This is a genomic window from Pseudaminobacter soli (ex Li et al. 2025), assembly GCF_003012705.1.
GTDB classification, from domain to species: domain Bacteria; phylum Pseudomonadota; class Alphaproteobacteria; order Rhizobiales; family Rhizobiaceae; genus Pseudaminobacter; species Pseudaminobacter soli.
In genome coordinates this window covers 75,350-95,879 of record NZ_PXYL01000006.1, presented here as the reverse complement: position 1 = coordinate 95,879, position 20,530 = coordinate 75,350, and the positions used below count along the sequence as shown (strand labels likewise).

At 64.5% G+C, this 20,530-nt stretch carries 18 protein-coding genes; 14 read left to right on the top strand and 4 right to left on the bottom strand.

All coding sequences use genetic code 11. From position 1 onward, the window contains the following. Window positions 1–3: 3 nt before the first annotated feature. Genes C7I85_RS13740 through C7I85_RS13720 form a run of 5 tightly spaced genes read left to right on the top strand, consistent with a single transcriptional unit; the run spans window position 4 to window position 5,254 of the window. Window positions 4–1,599 (top strand): ABC transporter substrate-binding protein, encoded by a 1,596-nt coding sequence (locus C7I85_RS13740; RefSeq protein WP_106724566.1) that lies wholly within the window; start codon window positions 4–6, stop codon window positions 1,597–1,599. Window positions 1,600–1,656: 57 nt separating this feature from the next. Further along, on the top strand, window positions 1,657–2,664 hold the full coding sequence (locus tag C7I85_RS13735; protein WP_106724760.1) for an ABC transporter permease subunit: 1,008 nt from the start codon (window positions 1,657–1,659) through the stop codon (window positions 2,662–2,664). 7 nt (window positions 2,665–2,671) lie between these two features. Then, on the top strand, window positions 2,672–3,577 hold the full coding sequence (locus tag C7I85_RS13730) for an ABC transporter permease subunit (RefSeq protein WP_106724565.1): 906 nt from the start codon (window positions 2,672–2,674) through the stop codon (window positions 3,575–3,577). Window position 3,578: 1 nt separating this feature from the next. Further along, a complete protein-coding gene (locus C7I85_RS13725) occupies window positions 3,579–4,427 on the top strand; it encodes an ABC transporter ATP-binding protein (protein ID WP_106724564.1) in 849 nt (282 codons plus the stop codon). Then, window positions 4,424–5,254 carry a dipeptide ABC transporter ATP-binding protein gene (locus C7I85_RS13720; protein ID WP_106724563.1) on the top strand — a complete coding sequence of 277 codons (831 nt, stop codon included), beginning with the start codon at window positions 4,424–4,426 and terminating at the stop codon, window positions 5,252–5,254. Before C7I85_RS13725 ends, C7I85_RS13720 begins: the two co-directional genes overlap by 4 nt. A 743-nt stretch (window positions 5,255–5,997) precedes the next feature. Here C7I85_RS13720 and C7I85_RS13715 read toward each other — a convergent pair. After that, entirely contained in the window at window positions 5,998–7,800 is a 1,803-nt protein-coding gene (locus tag C7I85_RS13715; RefSeq protein WP_106724562.1) for an IlvD/Edd family dehydratase, read from the bottom strand. Between the two features lie 140 nt (window positions 7,801–7,940). Here C7I85_RS13715 and C7I85_RS13710 point away from each other — a divergent pair, with 140 nt between their 5' ends. Together C7I85_RS13710 and C7I85_RS13705 are read left to right on the top strand one after the other, a co-directional pair. Next, a complete protein-coding gene (locus C7I85_RS13710; RefSeq protein ID WP_428832856.1) occupies window positions 7,941–8,684 on the top strand; it encodes a class I SAM-dependent DNA methyltransferase in 744 nt (247 codons plus the stop codon). A 145-nt stretch (window positions 8,685–8,829) separates the two neighbouring features. Then, a complete protein-coding gene (locus C7I85_RS13705; protein WP_106724561.1) occupies window positions 8,830–9,282 on the top strand; it encodes an SRPBCC family protein in 453 nt (150 codons plus the stop codon). A 21-nt stretch (window positions 9,283–9,303) separates the two neighbouring features. Here the strand turns inward: C7I85_RS13705 and C7I85_RS13700 are convergent, their stop codons facing one another. After that, the gene (locus C7I85_RS13700) at window positions 9,304–10,461 is read right to left on the bottom strand and encodes an Mrp/NBP35 family ATP-binding protein (RefSeq protein WP_106724560.1); all 1,158 of its coding nucleotides are present in this window, start codon (window positions 10,459–10,461) and stop codon (window positions 9,304–9,306) included. A 184-nt stretch (window positions 10,462–10,645) separates the two neighbouring features. Here C7I85_RS13700 and C7I85_RS13695 point away from each other — a divergent pair, with 184 nt between their 5' ends. The 7 genes from C7I85_RS13695 to C7I85_RS13665 all read left to right on the top strand — a co-directional run bounded on the left by C7I85_RS13695 (window position 10,646) and on the right by C7I85_RS13665 (window position 18,327). Next, complete coding sequence (locus C7I85_RS13695; RefSeq protein ID WP_106724559.1) at window positions 10,646–11,116, top strand: VOC family protein; 471 nt, start codon at window positions 10,646–10,648, stop codon at window positions 11,114–11,116. Between the two features lie 70 nt (window positions 11,117–11,186). Further along, complete coding sequence (locus tag C7I85_RS13690) at window positions 11,187–12,086, top strand: LysR family transcriptional regulator (RefSeq protein ID WP_106724558.1); 900 nt, start codon at window positions 11,187–11,189, stop codon at window positions 12,084–12,086. Window positions 12,087–12,177: 91 nt separating this feature from the next. After that, on the top strand, window positions 12,178–12,657 hold the full coding sequence (locus tag C7I85_RS13685) for a formate dehydrogenase subunit gamma (RefSeq protein WP_106724557.1): 480 nt from the start codon (window positions 12,178–12,180) through the stop codon (window positions 12,655–12,657). Next, a complete protein-coding gene (locus C7I85_RS13680) occupies window positions 12,654–14,210 on the top strand; it encodes a formate dehydrogenase beta subunit (RefSeq protein ID WP_106724556.1) in 1,557 nt (518 codons plus the stop codon). The genes C7I85_RS13685 and C7I85_RS13680 overlap by 4 nt, the downstream gene beginning before the upstream one ends. A gap of 11 nt (window positions 14,211–14,221) precedes the next feature. Further along, window positions 14,222–17,101, top strand: a complete 2,880-nt coding sequence (gene fdhF / locus C7I85_RS13675) for a formate dehydrogenase subunit alpha (RefSeq protein ID WP_106724555.1) — start codon at window positions 14,222–14,224, stop codon at window positions 17,099–17,101. A 157-nt stretch (window positions 17,102–17,258) separates the two neighbouring features. Continuing rightward, the gene (fdhD, locus tag C7I85_RS13670) at window positions 17,259–18,086 is read left to right on the top strand and encodes a formate dehydrogenase accessory sulfurtransferase FdhD (protein WP_106724554.1); all 828 of its coding nucleotides are present in this window, start codon (window positions 17,259–17,261) and stop codon (window positions 18,084–18,086) included. Continuing rightward, entirely contained in the window at window positions 18,076–18,327 is a 252-nt protein-coding gene (locus C7I85_RS13665) for a formate dehydrogenase subunit delta (RefSeq protein WP_106724553.1), read from the top strand. The genes fdhD and C7I85_RS13665 overlap by 11 nt, the downstream gene beginning before the upstream one ends. Before the next feature lie 161 nt (window positions 18,328–18,488). On the opposite strand, the gene C7I85_RS13660 is transcribed toward C7I85_RS13665, so the two are convergent. Both C7I85_RS13660 and C7I85_RS13655 read right to left on the bottom strand, forming a co-directional pair. Further along, window positions 18,489–18,980, bottom strand: coding sequence for an ester cyclase (locus C7I85_RS13660; protein WP_106724552.1), 492 nt, complete (start codon window positions 18,978–18,980; stop codon window positions 18,489–18,491). Between the two features lie 101 nt (window positions 18,981–19,081). Further along, window positions 19,082–20,509: a gamma-aminobutyraldehyde dehydrogenase gene (locus tag C7I85_RS13655; protein WP_106724551.1), complete on the bottom strand. Its 1,428-nt coding sequence runs from the start codon at window positions 20,507–20,509 to the stop codon at window positions 19,082–19,084. Between the last annotated feature and the right edge of the window lie 21 nt (window positions 20,510–20,530).

Here is a 20,530-nt window from a genome sequence, read left to right as displayed (position 1 = left end):
TCAATGATAAAGAAGCTGACTTTTGCAGCTGCTCTGGCAGCTGCAACCGCACTGGGCGGTGTGGCAGCGAATGCGAAAACGCTTGTTTATTGCTCTGAAGCGTCGCCGGCAGGCTTTGACCCGTCGCCGTGGAGCGGCGGCAACGATTTCGACGCGTCCTCGCGCACCATCTACTCGCGCCTGGTCGAATTCGAGCACGGCAAGACCAGCCTCATGCCGGGTCTCGCTGAAAGCTGGACCGTCTCGGACGACGGCCTCGAATACACCTTCAAGCTGCGTCCCGGCGTGAAGTTCCAGACGACCGACTACTTCACCCCGTCGCGTGACCTGAACGCCGACGACGTGATCTTCTCCTTCGAGCGTCAGTGGAAGAAGGAAAGCCCCTGGTACAGCTATCTGCCCGGCACCGGCTGGGAATACTTCGCCGGCATGGGCTTCCCGGACCTGCTCAAGGAAATCGTCAAGGTCGACGACCTGACCGTCAAGTTCGTGCTGAACAAGCCGGAAGTCGCCTTCCTGCCCGACCTTGGCATGGACTTCGCTTCGATCGTGTCGAAGGAATATGCCGACCAGCTCGAGAAGGCCGGCAACCTGCAGCAGTTCACCCAGAAGCCGGTCGGCACGGGCCCCTTCCAGTTCGTCGACTACCAGGTTGACTCGGTCATCCGCTACGCTGCCTGGGACGGCTATTTCGGCGGCCGCCAGAAGATCGACGACCTGATCTTCGCCATCACTCCCGATCCGGCAGTGCGCGCTCAGAAGCTGAAGGCTGGCGAGTGCAACATCATGTCCTACCCGGCTCCGGCCGACATCGCCGGCCTGCAGGCTGACGAAAACCTGCACGTTGCCGAGCAGGAAGGCCTGAACATCGGCTACATGGCCTACAACACCACCGTGGCGCCGTTCGACAAGGTCGAGGTCCGCAGGGCCCTCAACATGGCCGTCAACAAGCAGGCCATCATCGACGCGGTCTATCAGGGCGCCGGACAGGCGGCCGTCAACCCGATCCCGCCGACGATGTGGGGCTACAACAAGGACATCAAGGACGACCCGTACGATCCGGAATCGGCCAAGAAGATGCTCGATGAAGCCGGCGTCAAGGATCTCTCGATGAAGATCTGGGCCATGCCGGTCAGCCGCCCGTACAACCCGAACGCCCAGCGCGTTGCCGAGATGATCCAGGCCGACTACGCCAAGGTCGGCGTCAAGGCCGAGATCGTCAGCTACGAGTGGACCGAGTACCGCACCCGCGGCAAGGCCAACGACCGCGACGGCGCCTTCCAGCTTGGCTGGACCGGCGACAACGGCGACCCGGACAACTTCCTGTTCCTGTTGGGCTGCGAGGCCATCGGCCAGTCCAACTACGCCATCTGGTGCAACAAGGAGTTCGAGGATCTGCTGCAGGCCGGCAAGAAGACGACCGACCAGGCCGAACGTACCAAGATCTACGAAAAGGCCCAGGAAGTCTTCAAGCGTGAGGCTCCGTGGCTGACCATCGCGCACTCGAAGGTCTTCATGCCCATGACCAAGAACGTCGTGGGCTTCGAGATGGATCCGCTCGGCATCCATCGTTTCGACGGCGTCGACATCGCCGAATAAGAAAAGCGAATGGGGATGGCGCCCCGCCCGGGGCGCCATCTTGCCATCGCCAGAACCATGTTCCGCTATATCCTCAACAAATTCGCACTGATCGTTCCGACGATCATCGGCATCACCCTTGCCGCCTTCGCCTTCGTGCGCCTGCTGCCCGGCGACCCGATCCTGGCCATGGCAGGCGAACGCGGCGTGAGCCCCGAACGCTACGCCGAGCTGCTCGAACGCTTCGGCTACAACCGCCCGATCTGGGTCCAGTATTTCGATTACATCAGCGGCGTCCTGCACGGCGACTTTGGCGTCTCGCTCGCCACGAAACGGCCGGTGCTGGGTGAATTCCTGACGCTGTTTCCGGCCACGCTGGAGCTCGCGACCGTTGCCATGCTGCTGGCGATCGCGATCGGCATTCCAGCCGGCATCTTCGCGGCCGTCAAGCGCGGCTCCTGGTTCGACCAGCTCACCATGGGCGCTGCCCTGACCGGCTATTCCATGCCGATCTTCTGGTGGGGCCTGCTGCTCATCATCTTCTTCTCCGGCACGCTGGGCTGGACGCCGGTTTCCGGCCGCATCGGTCTGCAATACTTCTTCCCGCCCCATACCGGCTTCATGCTGATCGACAGCCTGATCTCAGGTAAGAAAGGCGCGTTTTCGTCTGCCGTCAGCCACCTGATTCTGCCGGCGATCGTGCTAGCCACCATCCCGCTCGCCGTCATTGCGCGTCAGACGCGCTCGGCAATGCTGGAGGTGCTGGGCGAGGACTATGTGCGCACCGCGCGCGCCAAGGGCCTTTCGCCGCGCCGCGTGATCGGCATGCATGCTTTCCGCAATGCGCTGATCCCGGTGGTTACCACCATCGGCCTGCAGGTCGGCACGCTGATGGCGGGTGCGATCCTCACCGAAACCATCTTCTCCTGGCCGGGCATCGGCAAGTGGATGATCGATTCAATCGGCAAGCGCGACTATGTCGTGGTGCAGAGCGGTCTGCTTCTGATCGCGCTCATCGTCATGGCCGTGAACCTTGTCGTCGATCTCCTCTACGCCGTGATCAACCCGCGTATCCGCGTGCAGTGAGGCAAGGATGAGCAACCAAACCACAGCCGTGCCGTCCAAGCCGGCCGCCCGTCCGGGTGCGCTTGCCGAGTTCTGGCACTATTTCTCCATGAACCACGGGGCCGTCCTCGGCCTCGTCGTCTTCGCCCTTCTGGTGCTGGTCGCGATCTTCGCGCCGCTGATCGCACCGCACGCGCCCAACGAACAGTATCGCGATGCGCTGCTGACCCCGCCGATGTGGTGGGCGAACGGCACCTCGAACTTCATCCTCGGCACCGATGCCGTCGGCCGCGACATCCTTTCGCGACTGATCTTCGGCGCGCGCTACTCGCTGTTCATCGGCGTCGTCGTCGTCACCTTCGCGCTGGTCAGCGGCATCATCCTCGGCCTGCTCGCCGGCTTCTTCCGCGGCTGGGTCGACACGGTGATCATGCGCGTGATGGACATCATCCTCGCCTTCCCGTCGCTGCTTCTGGCGCTGGTGCTGGTGGCGATCCTCGGGCCCGGTCTGTTCAACGCCATGCTCGCCATCGCAGTCGTTCTGCAGCCTCACTTCGCACGCCTGACGCGTGCTGCGGTGATGGCCGAGAAGAACCGCGAATATGTCGTCTCGGCCAGGGTTGCCGGCGCCGGCAATATTCGCCTGATGCTGGTGACCATCCTGCCGAACTGCCTTGCACCACTCATCGTGCAGGCGACGATGTCGTTCTCCAACGCCATTCTCGAGGCGGCGGCGCTGGGCTTCCTCGGCATGGGCGCACAGCCGCCGACACCAGAATGGGGCACGATGCTGGCCGCGGCCCGCGAGTTCATCCTGCGCGCGCCCTGGGTGGTGACCTTCCCCGGTCTTGCCATCCTGATCACCGTGCTTGCCATCAACCTGATCGGCGACGGCCTGCGCGACGCCTTCGACCCCAAGCTGAAGAGGTCGTAAGATGCCGCTTCTCGAAATCAGGAACCTCTGCGTCTCCTTCGACACCAGCGCCGGCCAGTTCATGGCGGTGAAGGGCATCGATCTTTCGGTCGAGCCGCGCGAGGTGCTGGCCATCGTGGGCGAGTCCGGCTCGGGCAAGTCCGTCTCGATGCTGGCGGTGATGGGCCTCCTGCCCAAGACCGCCACGGTGACGGCCGACAGCATGACCTTCAACGGTCAGGACCTGCTCGCCATGTCGCCCGAGCAGCGTCGCAAGATCATCGGCCGAGACATCGCCATGATCTTCCAGGAGCCGATCGCGAGCCTCAACCCGTGCTTCACGGTCGGCTTCCAGATCGAAGAAGTGCTGCGCGTGCATATGGGCATGGACAACGCCCAGCGCCGCGCCCGCGCCATCGAGCTGTTCCAACTGGTCGGCATTCCCGACCCCGCCGACCGGCTCGGCTCCTACCCGCACCAGATGTCGGGCGGCCAGTGCCAGCGCGTGATGATCGCCATGGCGATCGCCTGCAACCCCAAGCTCCTGATCGCCGACGAGCCGACCACCGCGCTCGACGTGACGATCCAGAAGCAGATCCTCGATCTTCTGATGCGCCTGCAGGCCGAGCACGGCATGGGGCTGATCATGATCACCCACAATATGGGCGTGGTCGCCGAGACGGCCGACCGCGTCGTCGTCCAGTACAAGGGACGCAAGATGGAAGAAGCCGACGTGCTGTCGCTTTTTGAATCGCCGAAGAGCAACTACACCAAGGCGCTCTTGTCGGCCCTGCCCGACAACGCCACCGGCGACCGTCTGCCCACCGTCTCCGACTTCGTGCTCGACGAGCCGGAAGGAGTTTCGGCATGACCAATACCGTTCTCGAAGCCAAGAACCTCAAGCGCGACTACCACGTCTCGGGCGGCATGTTCACGAAGTCCCGCACGGTCCATGCCGTGAAGGGCGTCAGCTTCTCCGTCGAGAAGGGCAAGACGCTGGCAATCGTCGGCGAAAGCGGCTGCGGCAAGTCCACGCTGGCGCGCATCATCACGCTGATCGATGCGCCGACCTCGGGCGAACTCGTCATCGACGACAAGAAGGTCGACATCGCTCGCGACGGGCTGACGCCCGAGATGCGCCGCAAGGTGCAGATCGTGTTCCAGAACCCCTACGGTTCGCTCAACCCGCGCCAGAAGATCGGCGACGTGCTGGGCGAGCCGCTGAAGATCAACACCGACATGCCGGCTTCCGAGCGGCGCGACCGCGCCATGGCGATGCTGAAGAAGGTCGGGCTGGGCGAAGAACACTTCAACCGCTACCCGCACATGTTCTCCGGCGGCCAGCGACAGCGTATCGCCATTGCGCGCGCGCTGATGCTGAACCCGAGCCTCTTGGTGCTGGACGAACCGGTGTCGGCGCTGGACCTTTCGGTTCAGGCGCAAGTGCTGAACCTGCTTGCCGACCTGCAGGACGAGTTCAAGCTGACCTACGTCTTCATCAGCCACGACCTGTCGGTGGTGCGCTACATCGCCGACGAGGTGATGGTGATGTATTTCGGCGAGGCGGTGGAATACGGCACCCGCGACGAGGTGTTTTCCAGCCCGCAGCACAGCTACACCAAGACGCTGTTTGCCGCGACGCCCCGCGCCGATGTAGAAAGCATCCGAGCACGCCTGGCCCGCAAGAAAGCGGCCTAAGCACTCTGTCACAAAGGCGGGCTCCGGCCCGCCTTTTTTGTATCGACGCACCTATTCATTGCCACGCCCGCTTTCGCGTCTGGCCATTTCAAAGAACCTGGGAAGACGGGCGGTCGTCGGACGCGCTCGTTTTGATAAATCTTGCGGTCCTTCGACCGCCCGTTCGATGCTCTTGCCTGGGTTTGTTCGCCTCCGCATTCGCGCGGCCAGCCACACCCTGGGCCCGGACTTGGGGGTTCATCACCCAGCAGTGCGACCGTAGCACCACCAGCCCGGACATCGTCGCCCTCCACGCTCATCCGGTTCATGACCCGTGTTCCCGGTGAGGCCGATGCGGGCATTATGCGGGAGGTGGGAAGGTGGGGGATGAAAGAGACGGCGAATTTCTTTCGTCGCGATTGATTTCAACGAGTTAGCGCTGGTCGGCCTCAGAAGTTTTGTGAAATTCATCCCCGCTGGCGACGACGAATTGCGGCTTGTAGGGAGCGCCACGGCAGCTCTAGCCGTCGTCCCTCTCCAAGGGCGAGCTTCGCCCCCTCTCCGTCTCGGGCTTCGCCCGAGCCACCTCTCCCCCATTTCATGGGGGCGAGGAACTCAAGTTCTGAGAGGAACCCAAGTTCTCTGAGGTCGCGACCTCGGCGGGTGCCGGTTCCTCGCCCCGCTGGCGGGGAGAGGTGGCTCGGGCGAAGCCCGAGACGGAGAGGGGTTTTGTCGGGCAGCGCGGCAGGTCTTGCTTTTCGCGCTTAATGATTGTCCCGCGGAATGCCTTTGGTCTGCGCCACGCGCTGGTATTTTGTCGCCGGCTTCAGCACCATGCCTTCCGACAGCTGGTCGACCATGCCGCGCTGGATTTCCTGCCACGGCGTCTGGTGGGCCGGATAGTGGTAGCCGCCGGCGGCCTCGAGCGCGGTGCGGCGGCTCTGCAGTTCGTCGGCGCTGATCAATATGTCGGCGGTGCCCTTCTTCAGGTCGACGCGCACCCGGTCGCCCGACCGAAGCAGCGCCAGGCCGCCGCCGACCGCGGCTTCCGGCGAGGCGTTGAGGATCGAGGGCGAGCCCGAAGTGCCCGATTGGCGGCCGTCGCCGATGCAGGGCAGCGAGTGCACGCCCCTTTTGATGAGGTAATCCGGCGGCTGCATGTTCACCACCTCGGCAGCGCCGGGGTAGCCGACGGGCCCTGCCCCGCGCATGAACAGGACGGTGTGCTCGTCAATGCCGAGAGCGGGATCATCGATGCGGGCGTGATAATCCTCCGGCCCGTCGAACACCATCGCCTTGCCCTCGAAGGCATCCGGGTCAGTCGGGTTCGACAGATAGCGCTCGCGGAATTCTTTCGAGATCACGCTGGTCTTCATGATGGCGCTGTCGAACAGATTGCCCTTGAGATTGATGAAGCCGGCATCCTTCTTCAACGGATCGGATACCGTGCGGATGACCTCGGGATTGAGGTTTTCCACCGTGCCGCAGTTCTCGCCGATGGGGCTGCCGTTGGCGGTCACCGCGCCGGGATGCGGCAGCAGGCCGGCCTTCATCAGCTCCATCACCACCGCCGGAACGCCGCCGGCATGACAAAAATCCTCGCCCAAAAATTCGCCGGCTGGCTGCAGGTTCACCAAGAGTGGGACCTTGTGGCCGATGGCCTGCCAGTCGTCATTGTCGAGCTTGATGCCGAGATGGCGGGCAATGGCGTTCAGGTGGATCGGCGCGTTGGTGGAACCGCCGATGGCCGAATTGACGACGATGGCGTTCTCGAAAGCCTCGCGCGTCATGATGTCGGATGGCTTCAAATCCTCATGCACCATGCCGACGATGCGCTTGCCGGTCTCATAGGCGATCTGGCCGCGCTCGCGATAGGGCGCAGGGATGGCCGCCGCGCCCGGCAGCTGCATGCCCAGCGCCTCGGCCAGGCTGTTCATGGTGGTGGCGGTGCCCATGGTGTTGCAATAGCCGACCGAGGGGGCCGAAGACGCAACGATCTCCATGAACTCGTTATAGTCGATCTCGCCGGCCGACAGGCGCTGGCGCGACTCCCACACGATGGTGCCCGAGCCGGTGCGCTTGCCCTTGTGCCAGCCATTGAGCATCGGTCCGACTGACAGCGCGATCGCCGGAATGTTGACCGTGGCCGCCGCCATCAGCAGCGCCGGCGTGGTCTTGTCGCAGCCGATGGTCAGCACGACGCCATCGAGCGGATAGCCGTAGAGCACTTCGACCAGCGAGAGATAGGCAAGGTTGCGGTCGAGCGAGGCGGTGGGACGCTTTCCCGTTTCCTGGATCGGGTGGCAGGGAAACTCGAAGGGAATGCCGCCGGCGGCCACGATGCCCTCGCGCACGCGCTTGGCAAGCTCGAGGTGGTGCCGGTTGCAGGGCGACAGGTCCGAGCCGGTCTGGGCGATGCCGATGAGCGGCTTGCCCGACTGGAGTTCCTCGCGCGTGAGGCCGTAGTTCAGGTAGCGCTCGAGATAGAGCGCGGTCATGCCGGGATTGTCGGGATTGTCGAACCATTCCTGCGAACGGAATTTCTTGGGCGTCTTGGTATCGGCCATCGGCTTCTCCCGGAATGCGGCTGTGAAATGGTTATGACAAGGTTTTGGGGGCCGCAAGAGGCACCGCGCGGAGACAACTCGGAGAAGACGAAAGCCGCCAAAAATGCTATCAGCGCGTGCAATGCTGGAGGAGCAAGCGCATGAGCCTGATCGACGACCGCCTCTATATCGACCCCGAACTCGTGCAGTTCTACGACCTCGAAAACGAGGGCGGCGCGGATCAGGACTATTGCATCGCCTTTGCCGAGGGCGCGCGGAGCGTGCTCGATCTCGGTTGCGGCACCGGGCTGGTGGCGGTGGCGCTGGCGTCCGGCCGCGATGTCACCGGCGTCGATCCGGCTGGCGCCATGCTGGATGTGGCACGCAGACGGCCGGGCGGTGACAGCGTGGAGTGGGTCGAGGCCGATGCGCGCCATGTGCGGCTGGGCAAAAAATTCGACCTGGTGCTGCTGACCGGCCATGCCTTCCAGGTGTTTTTGACGGCTGAAGACCAGCGGGCGGTGCTGGCCACCATCGCGGCCCATCTGGCGCCGGAAGGGCGCTTCATCTTCGACAGCCGCAATCCGGCAGCGCGGGAGTGGTTGGAATGGGTGCCGGAGCAGTCGCAGCGGTCAGTCGAGCATCCGCGCCTCGGCGCGGTGAAAGCCTGGAACGACGCGGCGTGGGATGAAGCGGCGGGCGTCGTGACCTACGAGACCTTTTACGATGCGCCCGGCGGGCGGCGCTTCCATGCGGAGTCAAAGATCGCCTTTCCGGAGAAGGACACGCTGGCCGGCATGCTGCACGAGGCCGGCCTTGCCATCGATCGTTGGCTGGGCGACTGGCACGGCGCGCCCTGGACGCCGACCTCGCGCGAAATCATCCCGATCGGGCGGCTGCGCTAGCCGGCAAGTGCGCGGTTTGTTAGCCGAATTTGTGCGACGCCAAGCGATTCCGCCTGGCTGCAAAATGCTCTAAGCACTTTGGTGTGATAGACAAGAAACCCCGCGTCCAGTACCCCTCTCAGAGCAATCCACTCGGGAGGAAGTCATGGCTCTGGTCATCGAAGGTGAAGAACACATCGCCGCGCCCGTGCAGAAGGTGTGGGAGGCGCTGAACGACCCGGACGTGCTGAAGGAATGCATTCCCGGCTGCCAGAGCCTGGAGATGAAGTCGCCCACCGACATGGCGGCCACCGTGGTGCTGAAGATCGGGCCGATCAAGGCCACCTTCGCCGGCGAGGTGACGCTGACGAACCTGAAGCCGCCGCACTCCTACACCATCAGCGGCGAAGGCAAGGGCGGCATCGCCGGCTTCGCCAAGGGCGGCGCCGACGTGACCCTGACCGAGGACGGCCCCGATACCACCATCCTCAAATATGAGGCCAAGGCCGATGTGGGCGGCAAGATCGCCCAGCTCGGCAGCCGGCTGATCACTTCGACGTCGAAGAAACTCGCCGGGCAATTCTTTTCGAGTTTTGGGGAAAAGGTGAGCGCGGGGTAGCGCGCTCCCTGCCCTCAGCCATCAGTCGAACACGATGTTCGGCACCGCAGCCTCGGCCACGCCGCGCTCTTCCTGAATGCGCGTCCAGACCTTTTCGGCGATGCCGCGATAGGTCTTGGCCTCCGGCCCGTCAGGCTTGGAGACCACGACCGGCGCGCCGGCGTCGGAGCTTTCGCGGATGCCCATTTCGAGCGGCACTTCGCCGAGGAAAGTGACGCCAAGGCGCTCGGCTTCCTTCTTCGCGCCGCCATGGCCAAAAATGTCGTAGCGCTTGCCGGTGTCGGGGGCCACGAAGTAGCTCATGTTCTCGACGATGCCGAGCAGCGGCACGTCGACCTTCTTGAACATGTTGAGGCCCTTGCGCGCGTCGATCAGTGCGAGATCCTGCGGCGTCGAGACGATGACGGCGCCGGCCAGCGGCACCTGCTGGGCCATGGTGAGCTGGGCGTCGCCCGTGCCGGGCGGCATGTCGACCACCAGCACGTCGAGCGGACCCCAATCGACTTCGCGCAGCATCTGGGTGAGTGCGGACATGACCATCGGCCCGCGCCAGATCATCGGTGTTTCCTCGTCGACGAGGAAGCCCATGGACATGACCTTGAGGCCGTATTTCTCCATCGGCTTCAGCACCTTGCCGTCGACCGTCTGCGGCCGTCCGTGCAGGTTGAGAAGCTTGGGCATAGAGGGGCCGTAGATGTCGGCATCGAGCACGCCGACCTTCAAGCCGTTGGCGGCGAGGCCGAGCGCGATGTTGATGGCGGTCGTCGACTTGCCGACGCCGCCCTTGCCGGAAGCCACCGCGATGATCGCCTCGATGCCGGGCACGCCGCGCTTGCCCGGCTGATGACCGGCGGGGGCGTGCGGGGGCGTGGCGGGGGCGGCAGGGCGCGGAGCGGGACGCGACGGTGGAGCACTTTCCATGCCGCCGCCCTTCTTCTCGGCGGTCAGGGCCACCATTGCGCTCGACACGCCTGGCATCTCCTTCACCACCCGTTCGGCCGCCGCGCGCAGCGGCTCGAGTTCCTTGGCGCGGGCGGCCGGAACGGTGATCGAGAAGAAGACCTTGCTGTCGGCGATGAATATCTCGGACACCAGCCCGAGGCTGACGATGTCACCCTCCAGATCGGGGCCTTTGACCGTGCTGAGCTTTTCGAGAACGGCTTCTCTGGTAACTGACATGGCGCTTCTTCTGTTTCAGTGTTGTGCTTGAGATAATGCATATCGCCGCCGGAACCAACACTGGGCCAGCGCCGTCTGCGGAACATCCAGACGAAAAACTTTGCCGACCTTGTCGGACCGGCCATTCTGACCACGTCCTTGAAAGGCGCGGCGACCGAGCCGCGGCCAAGCGAGAGGAAAGAACATGCAGAAAATCACCCCGTTCCTGTGGTTCGACAACCAGGCCGAGGAAGCCGCAAAGTTTTATACCTCCATCTTCAAGAATTCAAAGATCGGCACCGTCGCGCGCATGACCGAAGGCGGCCCCGCACCTGCCGGCAGCGTGCTCACGGTCGAGTTCGAGCTCGACGGCCTCTCCTTCGTCGCGCTCAATGGCGGGCCGATGTTCAAATTCACCGAGGCGATCTCCATGCAGATCGCCTGCGAAACGCAGGAAGAGGTGGACAGTCTTTGGGATAAGCTGACGGCCGATGGCGGTCAGCCCGGCCAGTGCGGCTGGCTGAAGGACAAGTTTGGCCTCTCCTGGCAGGTGACGCCGACCGCCCTGCCCCGACTGCTGAAGCAGCCGGACGCGCAGAAAGCGGGTCGGGTCATGCAGGCCATGATGCAGATGGGCAAGATCGACATCGCCGAACTGGAACGCGCCGCGGCCTGACGATAGGTCCGGACAGGCAAGCGCCTAGCTCGCGCTGGCGCTTCGCCTGCCAACCGGCTAGTTTCGCCGCATGATCGACAAGCTCGAATTCTTCCTCGCGCTCGCCAAGGAGCAGCATTTCGGCCGTGCGGCCGAGGAATGCGGCGTGACCCAGCCCACGTTATCGGCCGGCATCAAGCAGTTGGAAGACCAGCTGGGCGTGATGCTGGTGCAGCGCGGCTCGCGCTTCCAGGGGCTGACGCCTGAAGGCAGCCGGGTGCTGGAATGGGCGCGCCGCATCGTCGGCGACACCCGCACCATGCGCGAGGAGATGCGCGCGGCGCGGCACGGCCTTGCCGGCCATGTACGCATCGCAGCCATCCCAACCGCGCTCGCCATGACGCCGCGGCTGACCACGCCTTTCCATGAAAAGCATCCGGCGGTGACGTTCTCGATCATCTCGCGCACCTCGATCGAGGTGCTGACCCTGCTCGACAATTTCGAGATCGACATCGGCATCACCTATCTCGACAACGAGCCGCTGGGCCGCGTCGCCTCGGTGCCGCTCTATTCGGAGCGCTACCAGCTCATCACCGCCGCCGGCACGCCCTATTCAGAGCGCCAGTCGGTGACCTGGGCGGAGGTGAGCACGCTGCCGCTCTGCCTGCTGACGCCGGACATGCAGAACCGCCGCATCATCAACCGGCATCTGGAAGAGGCTGGCGTCGAGGCGCGCACGACGCTCGAATCCAACTCGATGATCGTGCTGTTTTCCCACATCCGCACCGGCAAATGGGCCTCGATCATGCCGCTCAACCTGGCGGAGACCTTTGGCTTTGCCGAACCCATCCGAGCCATCCCCATCGTCGAGCCGGACGCCAGCCATCTTGTCGGCCTGGTGGCCGCGCATCGCGAGCCGCACACGCCGATGGTTTCGGCGCTGCTGCACGAGGCGCGCCTGCTTGCGGCAAGTCTCGTCGCTCTTCGATAGAATTTTTCTATCGATCAACGAAACTGCTCTATTGATTACGCTTTCCGCTTCTGACTAGCCTCGATTGGTGTTTCTGAAGGGAGGGCGCTGCATGAGTTTGCAGCCGGCAAGTACCGACATCGCCACCAGGGCGCAGTCGGTCATCGATGAATTCAAGGGGCTCGAAGGCCCGCTCCTTCCCATTCTCCATGGCTTACAGGAAGAGTTCGGCTACGTGCCGTCCGAGACGGTGCCAGTCATCGCCGATGCGCTGAACCTGTCGCGCGCGGAAGTGCACGGCGTCGTCACCTTCTATCACGACTATCGCAACCACCCCGCCGGCCGCCATGTGCTGAAGCTGTGCCGGGCGGAAGCCTGCCAGTCCATGGGCGCCGACGCCATTGCGGCGCAGATCAGCCAGGCGCTGGGCATCGGCTTTCATGAGACGGCAAAGGACAATTCGGTGACGCTGGAGCCGGTGTTCTGCCTGGGCCTCTGCGCCTGCGCGCCGGCCGCCATGCTGGACGGCGAAGTGATCGGCAGGCTCGACGCCGACAAGGTCGAGGAAATCGTCGCGGAGGTGCGCTCGTGACCGTCACCATCTACGTTCCCGGCGATTCCGGCGCGCTTGCCCTCGGCGCCGACAAGGTGGCCAAGGCGATCGAAGCGGAGATTCTTGCGCACGGCATCGATGCGCGGATTGTGCGCAACGGCTCGCGCGGCCTCTATTGGCTTGAGCCGATGGTGGAAGTGGCCACCGATGCCGGCCGTGTGGCCTACGGCCCGGTCTCGGCCAAGGACGTGCCGTCGCTGTTCGAAGCCGGCTTCGTGACCGGCGGCCAGCACAAGCTTTCGCTCGGCGATCCGGAAAAGATTCCCTTCCTCGCCAAGCAGACGCGCCTCACTTTCGCGCGCTGCGGCATCACCGATCCGGTATCGCTGGAGGACTATGAGGCGCATGGCGGCCTGACCGGCCTGAAGAACGCGGTGAAGATGATCCCGGCCGACATCGTCAAGCAGGTCACCGATTCGGGCCTGCGCGGACGCGGCGGCGCGGGCTTCCCCACCGGCATCAAGTGGAAGACGGTTCACGATACGGCTGCCGAGCAGAAATACATCGTTTGCAACGCCGACGAAGGCGACTCGGCCACCTTTGCCGACCGCATGATCATGGAGGGCGACCCCTTCGTGCTGATCGAGGGCATGGCCATTGCCGGGCTCGCCACCGGCGCGACCAAGGGTTTTGTCTATATCCGCTCCGAATATCCGCACGCGATCGCGGTGATGAGCAAGGCCGTCGAGGTGGCGCGCAGCGCCGGCGTCCTCGGCAAGAGCGTGCTTGGATCCTCCCAAGGCTTCGACATCGAAATCCGTTCGGGCGCCGGCGCCTATGTGTGCGGCGAGGAAACCTCGCTGCTCAACTCGCTCGAAGGCAAGCGCGGCGTGGTGCGCGCCAAGCCGCCACTGCCGGCGATCCAGGGCCTGTTCGGCAAGCCCACCGTGATCAACAACGTGATCTCGCTGGCCTCGGTGCCGATCATCATGGACAAGGGCGCGGAATATTACCGCGACTTCGGCATGGGCCGCTCGCGCGGCACCATCCCGATCCAGATCGCCGGCAATACGAAGCATGGCGGCCTGTTCGAAGTGGCCTTCGGCCTGACGCTGGGCGAAATCGTCGACGAGATCGGCGGCGGCACCGTCACCGGCCGGCCGGTGAAGGCGGTGCAGGTGGGCGGCCCGCTGGGCGCCTATTTCCCGCGCGCGCTGTTCGACACGCCCTTCGACTACGAGGAATTTGCCAAGCGCGACGGCCTGATCGGCCATGCCGGCATCACCGTCTTCGACGACAGCGCCGACATGCTGAAGATGGCGCGCTTCGCCATGGAATTCTGCGCCATCGAAAGCTGCGGCAAGTGCACGCCCTGCCGCATCGGCTCGACACGCGGCGTGGAGACGCTCGACAAGGTCGCGGGCGGCATCGAGCCCGAGAAGAACCTCGCGCTGGTCACCGACCTCTGCAACACGATGAAGTTCGGCTCGCTCTGCGCGCTGGGAGGTTTCACGCCCTACCCGGTCATGAGCGCGCTTACCCATTTCCCCGAAGATTTCCGGCCGGTCGCGGTCGCCCAGGCAGCGGAATAGGAGTCAGAACCATGGGTCTCGTCCACGAAATCGACTACGGCACCCCTGCCTCTAAAGCCGAAAAGCAGGTCACGCTGACCGTCGACGGCTTTTCGGTGACCGTGCCTGAGGGCACCTCGATCATGCGCGCCTCGATGGAGGCCGGCATCCAGGTGCCGAAGCTGTGCGCCACCGACATGGTCGACGCCTTCGGCTCCTGCCGCCTGTGCCTGGTCGAGATCGAGGGCCGCGCCGGCACGCCCGCCTCCTGCACCACGCCGGTGGCGCCGGGCATGGTGGTCCACACCCAGACCAGCCGGCTGAAAGACATCCGCAAGGGCGTGATGGAGCTCTATATCTCCGACCATCCGCTCGACTGCCTGACCTGCGCGGCCAATGGCGACTGCGAGCTGCAGGACATGGCGGGTGCCGTCGGCCTGCGCGACGTGCGCTATGGCTACGAGGGCGACAACCACGTCCGCGCCAAGAACGACGGCGTCCAGAACTTCAACTGGATGCCGAAGGACGAATCCAACCCCTATTTCACCTATGACCCGTCCAAGTGCATCGTCTGCTCGCGCTGCGTGCGGGCCTGCGAGGAGGTGCAGGGCACCTTTGCGCTGACCATCGAAGGCCGCGGCTTCGACAGCCGCGTTTCGCCGGGCGCGCACGAACTCTTCCTCGATAGCGAGTGCGTTTCCTGCGGCGCCTGCGTGCAGGCCTGCCCGACCGCGACGCTGACGGAAAAATCGGTGATCCAGATCGGCCAGCCGGAGCACTCGGTGGTCACCACCTGCGCCTATTGCGGCGTGGGCTGCTCGTTCAAGGCCGAGATGCGCGGCGAGGAGCTGGTGCGCATGGTGCCGTGGAAGGACGGCAAGGCCAATCGCGGCCACTCCTGCGTCAAGGGCCGCTTCGCCTATGGCTATGCCACGCACAAGGAGCGCATCCTCAACCCGATGATCCGCGAGAAGATCACCGACCCGTGGCGCGAAGTGTCGTGGGAAGAGGCGCTGACCCATACCGCCAACGAGTTCCGCCGCATCCAGTACCAGTATGGCCGCGCGGCCATCGGCGGCATAACCTCGTCGCGCTGCACGAATGAAGAAACCTTCCTCGTGCAGAAGCTGATCCGCCAGGGCTTTGGCAACAACAACGTCGACACCTGCGCCCGCGTCTGCCACTCGCCGACCGGCTACGGCCTCGGCCAGACCTACGGCACCTCGGCCGGCACGCAGGACTTCGACTCGGTCGAGTACACCGATGTCGCCCTGATCATCGGCGCCAACCCGGCGTCGGCGCACCCGGTGTTCGCATCGCGCCTGAAGAAGCGGCTACGCGCCGGCGCCAAGCTGATCGTCATCGATCCGCGCCGCACCGAGATGGTGAAGTCGGCCCATATCGAGGCGGCGCATCACCTGGCGCTGAAGCCGGGCACCAACGTCGCCGTCGTCACGTCGCTGGCGCATGTCATCGTCACCGAAGGCCTGTTCAACGAGGCCTTCATCCGCGAGCGTTGCGACTGGGCGGAATTCCAGGACTATGCGGAGTTCGTCTCGGACCCGCGCCACAGCCCCGAAGAGGTTGAAAAGCTGTCGGGCGTGCCGGCGGAGACGATCCGCGGTGCTGCGCGCCTTTACGCCACCGGCGGCAATGGCGCGATCTATTACGGCCTCGGCGTGACCGAGCACAGCCAGGGCTCGACGACCGTCATCGCGATCGCCAACCTCGCCATGCTGACCGGCAATATCGGCCGCAGGGGCGTGGGTGTGAACCCGCTGCGCGGCCAGAACAACGTGCAGGGCGCCTGCGACATGGGTTCGTTCCCGCACGAACTGCCGGGCTACCGCCACATTTCGGGCGACGCCGTGCGCGACATCTATGACAGCCTGTGGGGCGTGAAGCTCGACAACGAGCCGGGCCTGCGCATCCCCAACATGCTCGACGCCGCCGTAGAAGGCACGTTCAAGGGCATCTACATCCAGGGCGAAGACATCCTGCAGTCGGACCCCGACACCAAGCATGTCTCGGCCGGCCTCGCCGCGATGGAATGCGTGGTCGTCCAGGACCTGTTCCTCAACGAGACGGCGAACTACGCACATGTCTTCCTGCCTGGCTCGACCTTCCTCGAGAAGGACGGCACCTTCACCAACGCCGAGCGCCGCATCAACCGCGTGCGCAAGGTGATGAGCCCGAAGAACGGCTATGCCGACTGGGAAGTGACGCAGAAGCTCGCCCAGGCGATGGGCCTGAACTGGAACTACCAGCACCCGTCCGAGATCATGGACGAAGTTGCCAAGACGACGCCGAGCTTCGCCAACGTCTCCTACGAGTTCCTTGAGAAGATGGGCTCGGTGCAGTGGCCGTGCAACGAGAAGGCGCCGGAAGGCACGCCGATCATGCATATCGACGGCTTCGTGCGCGGCAAGGGCAAGTTCATCCGCACCGAATATGTGGCGACCGACGAGAAGACTGGTCCGCGCTTCCCGCTGCTGCTCACCACGGGCCGCATCCTCAGCCAGTACAATGTCGGCGCGCAGACCCGCCGCACCGACAATGTGATGTGGCACGACGAGGACCGGCTGGAAATCCACCCGCACGATGCCGAAAACCGCGGTCTGCGCGACGGCGACTGGGTGCGGCTGCAGAGCCGCGCCGGCGAGACGACCTTGCGCGCGCTGGTGACCGACCGCGTGTCGCCGGGCGTGGTCTACACCACCTTCCACCACCCCGACACGCAGGCCAACGTCATCACCACCGACTTCTCCGACTGGGCAACCAATTGTCCGGAATACAAGGTGACGGCGGTGCAGGTGGCGCCTTCCAACGGCCCGTCGGAATGGCAGAAGGAATACAACGAGCAGGCACACCAGAGCCGCCGCATCGCAGGCCGGCTGGAAGCGGCGGAGTGATGGTGGCTCTGCGCCGATACCCTTCCCCTTGTGGGGAGGGTCAGACCGCAGGTCCGGGGTGGGGGTTGACACAGGCCCGTCCTGCCCGACAGATTACTCTTAACCTGATCCACTTCGTGGATCGCCCCTCCGCACAAGGGGAAGGGTGAGGCGCACCATGACAAACCGCCCCGCCACCACGCAGATCACCCGCATCGCGCGTCGCGCGAGCGGGACGGCTGCGGCGCAGCGCATGGTTCCGGAGGAAACGCCGATCGCGCTTTCCTATGCCGGCACCACGCATGCTGTGATGATGGCGAGCCCCGCCGACTTCGAGGATTTTGCGCTGGGCTTTTCGCTCACCGAGGGCATCGTCGGCTCCGCCGAGGAGATCGAGTCAATCGAGGTCGAGGATCTCGGCGCCGGCATCGACATCCAGATCCGCCTGAAGGACAAGGCCAATACGCGCTTCCAAGCGAGGCGGCGCAGGCTCGCCGGCCCGGTCGGCTGCGGGCTCTGCGGCATCGAATCCATCGATGAAGCCATGCGCTCGGTTTGCCAGGTGGGCCAAGCTGCGCTGACCCTTTCCGAGGACGACATCGTCCAGTCGGTAAAGCTGCTTTCGAAGGCGCAGCCTATGCATGCCGAAACCGGCGCGGTGCACGCCGCAGGCTTCTACGTCCCCGGCAAGGGCGTGGTGTTGGCGCGCGAGGATGTCGGCCGCCACAATGCGCTCGACAAGCTTGCCGGCGCGCTGGCGCGGGCCGGCATTGCCGGTTCGAGCGGCGCGGTTGTCGTGACCTCCCGCGTTTCCGTCGAAATGGTTCAGAAGGCGGCGGCCATCGGCTCGCGCTTCATCATCGCCGTCTCGGCGCCCACCGCGCTTGCCATCCGCACCGCGGACGAAGCCGGCATGACGCTGGTGGCGCTGGTGCGCGGCGACGACTTCGACATTTTCACCAATCCAGACCGCGTTACTTCCGGAGCAGCACGCCATGTCGCTTGATGAACACAGAGCCAGCACGCGCGACAAGATCATCCGCATGGCCAACCAGATCGCGACCTTCTTCCACTCCAAGCCGCGAGAGGAAGGCATTGCCGGCACGGCCGAGCACATCAACAAGTTCTGGGAGCCGCGCATGCGCCGGCACCTGTTCGAGATCATCGATGCCGGCGGCGACGGCCTGGACGAGCTGGTGCTCGCGGCGTCCTCGACCATCAGACGGCCGGCCGACGCGGCGGCCTAAGGCTGCCCAATTTTTCCGGATCGGGGTTGGCCCGATCCTGATTTGCCTTCGGCAGTGAGTGCGAGAGCCGGTCGTATGTAGAATTCGACCGCCACTCCGGTTTGCTTCGCAAACGACCTCTCCACCGTTCGACGGGGGAGAGGAAGCGTCGGTTGCCCCGCCTACATCAACCCGAGCTGCTTGTAGAAGCCTAGCGCGTCGTAATAATCGGCCTGATGGGTGATCTTGCCGCCGCCGATCTCGAATATCGAGGCGCCGTCGAACTTAAAACTCTTGCCGGTGGCCTTGGCGCCGTCGGCCCAGTCGCCGGTATTGGTGCCGGAGAACTGCCACTCGAAGGAAACGCGGCCGTCCTGCACGATGGGCGAGCCCTTCATCTTCCACACGGCGTCGGGCACGGCGTTGAGGAAATTATCGATGACGCCCGTTTTGGCCGCCTCGCGGCCTTCGACCGGCGTGCCGACCGAGGCATCGTAATAGGTGACGTTGTCGGCGAAATGCCCCGCCGCCTTGGCGGAATCGTGGGCATTCCACGCCGCCAGATAGGACTCGACTACCGCCTGCGGCGTGTCGTCGGCCATGGCCGGTCGCATGATGGTCATGCCGGCCAGAGCCAGCGCACCGGTGACTGCGAGAAACTGACGCCTGCGCATGCTTTTCCTCCCTGTTTTTGTTGGATTTTTCGTTCCCAGCCGGAGCGCCGTTTGTTGTGGCGTCCCGGCATTCCTTTGGCCTGATCATCAGGCCCGGCCGCTCACCCATGCGCGACCATGACGTGGCGGACCACCGTGTAGTCCTCCAGCGCATAGAGCGACATGTCCTTGCCGTAGCCCGACTGCTTGATGCCGCCATGTGGCATCTCGTTGGTGAGCATGAAGTGGGTGTTGATCCAGGTGCAGCCATATTGCAGGCGTGCGGCGGTGGCCATGGCGCGCGAGATATCCTTGGTCCACACCGAGGAGGCGAGGCCGTAATCGGACGCGTTGGCCCAGTTCACCGCCTCGTCCACATCGGAGAAGCGGGTGACCGAGACCACGGGGCCGAACACCTCGCGCTGCACGATCTCGTCCTCCTGTAGCGCGCCGGCCACGACAGTGGGCTGGTAGAAGAAGCCGCCCCCCTCGCCCGGCCGGCCGCCGGTGGTGATCTCGATATGCTTTTGCTCGGTGGCGCGCTCCACGAAGCTTGCCACGCGGTCGCGCTGGCGGCTGGAGATGAGCGGCCCGATCTCGTTTTCGGTGTCGTCGGCAAGGTTGTACCTGATCGACGAGACGGCCGAGGTGAGGTCGGCGACCAGCTTGTCGTAGATCTTCTTGCCGGCATAGATGCGGCAGGCGGCGGTGCAGTCCTGGCCGGCATTGTAGTAGCCGAAGGCACGCACGCCATTGACCACGGCTTCCAGATCGGCGTCGTCAAAGACGATGACCGGCGCCTTGCCGCCAAGCTCCAGATGCGTGCGCTTGACCGAGCGGGCGGCCGCCTGCAGCACCTTCTTGCCGGTGGCGATGTCGCCGGTAATCGAGATCATGTTGATCTTGGGGTGATTGATGAGCGCATTACCGACGCTCTCGCCGCGGCCGAGCACGACATTGACCACGCCCTCGGGCAGCACGTCGGCCAGGATGCGCGCGAGCTTCAGCGCCGTCAGCGGCGTCTGCTCGGACGGCTTGAAGACCACGGTGTTGCCGCCGGCAATGGCCGGGGCCAGCTTCCAGGCCATCATCATCAGCGGATAGTTCCACGGCGCGATGGAGGCGACGATGCCGACCGGGTCGCGGCGGATCATCGAGGTGTGGCCCGGCAGATATTCACCCGCGACGACGCCCGGCATGGAGCGCACGGCACCTGCAAAGAAGCGGTAGCAGTCTACCAGCGCGGGAATCTCGTCATTGAGCACGGCATTGATGGGCTTGCCGCAGTTCAGCGCTTCGAGCCGGGCGAACTCGGCAGCCTCGGCCTCGATGCGCTCGGCGATCTTGAGCAGGTAGCCGGAGCGCTGGGCGGGCGTGGTGCGCGACCAGTCGCCGAAGGCTTTTTGCGCCGCGGCGACGGCGGCGTCGATCTGCGCCTGGCTCGCCTCGGGCAGGTTGAGGATGGTTTCGCCGGTCTTGGGGTTGAGGATCGGTTCTTCGATCTCGGTGCCTTTCTCGAAGCGCGAACCGATCAGCATCTCGGTATCCATGAGGTCTCTCTCCCTTTGAAG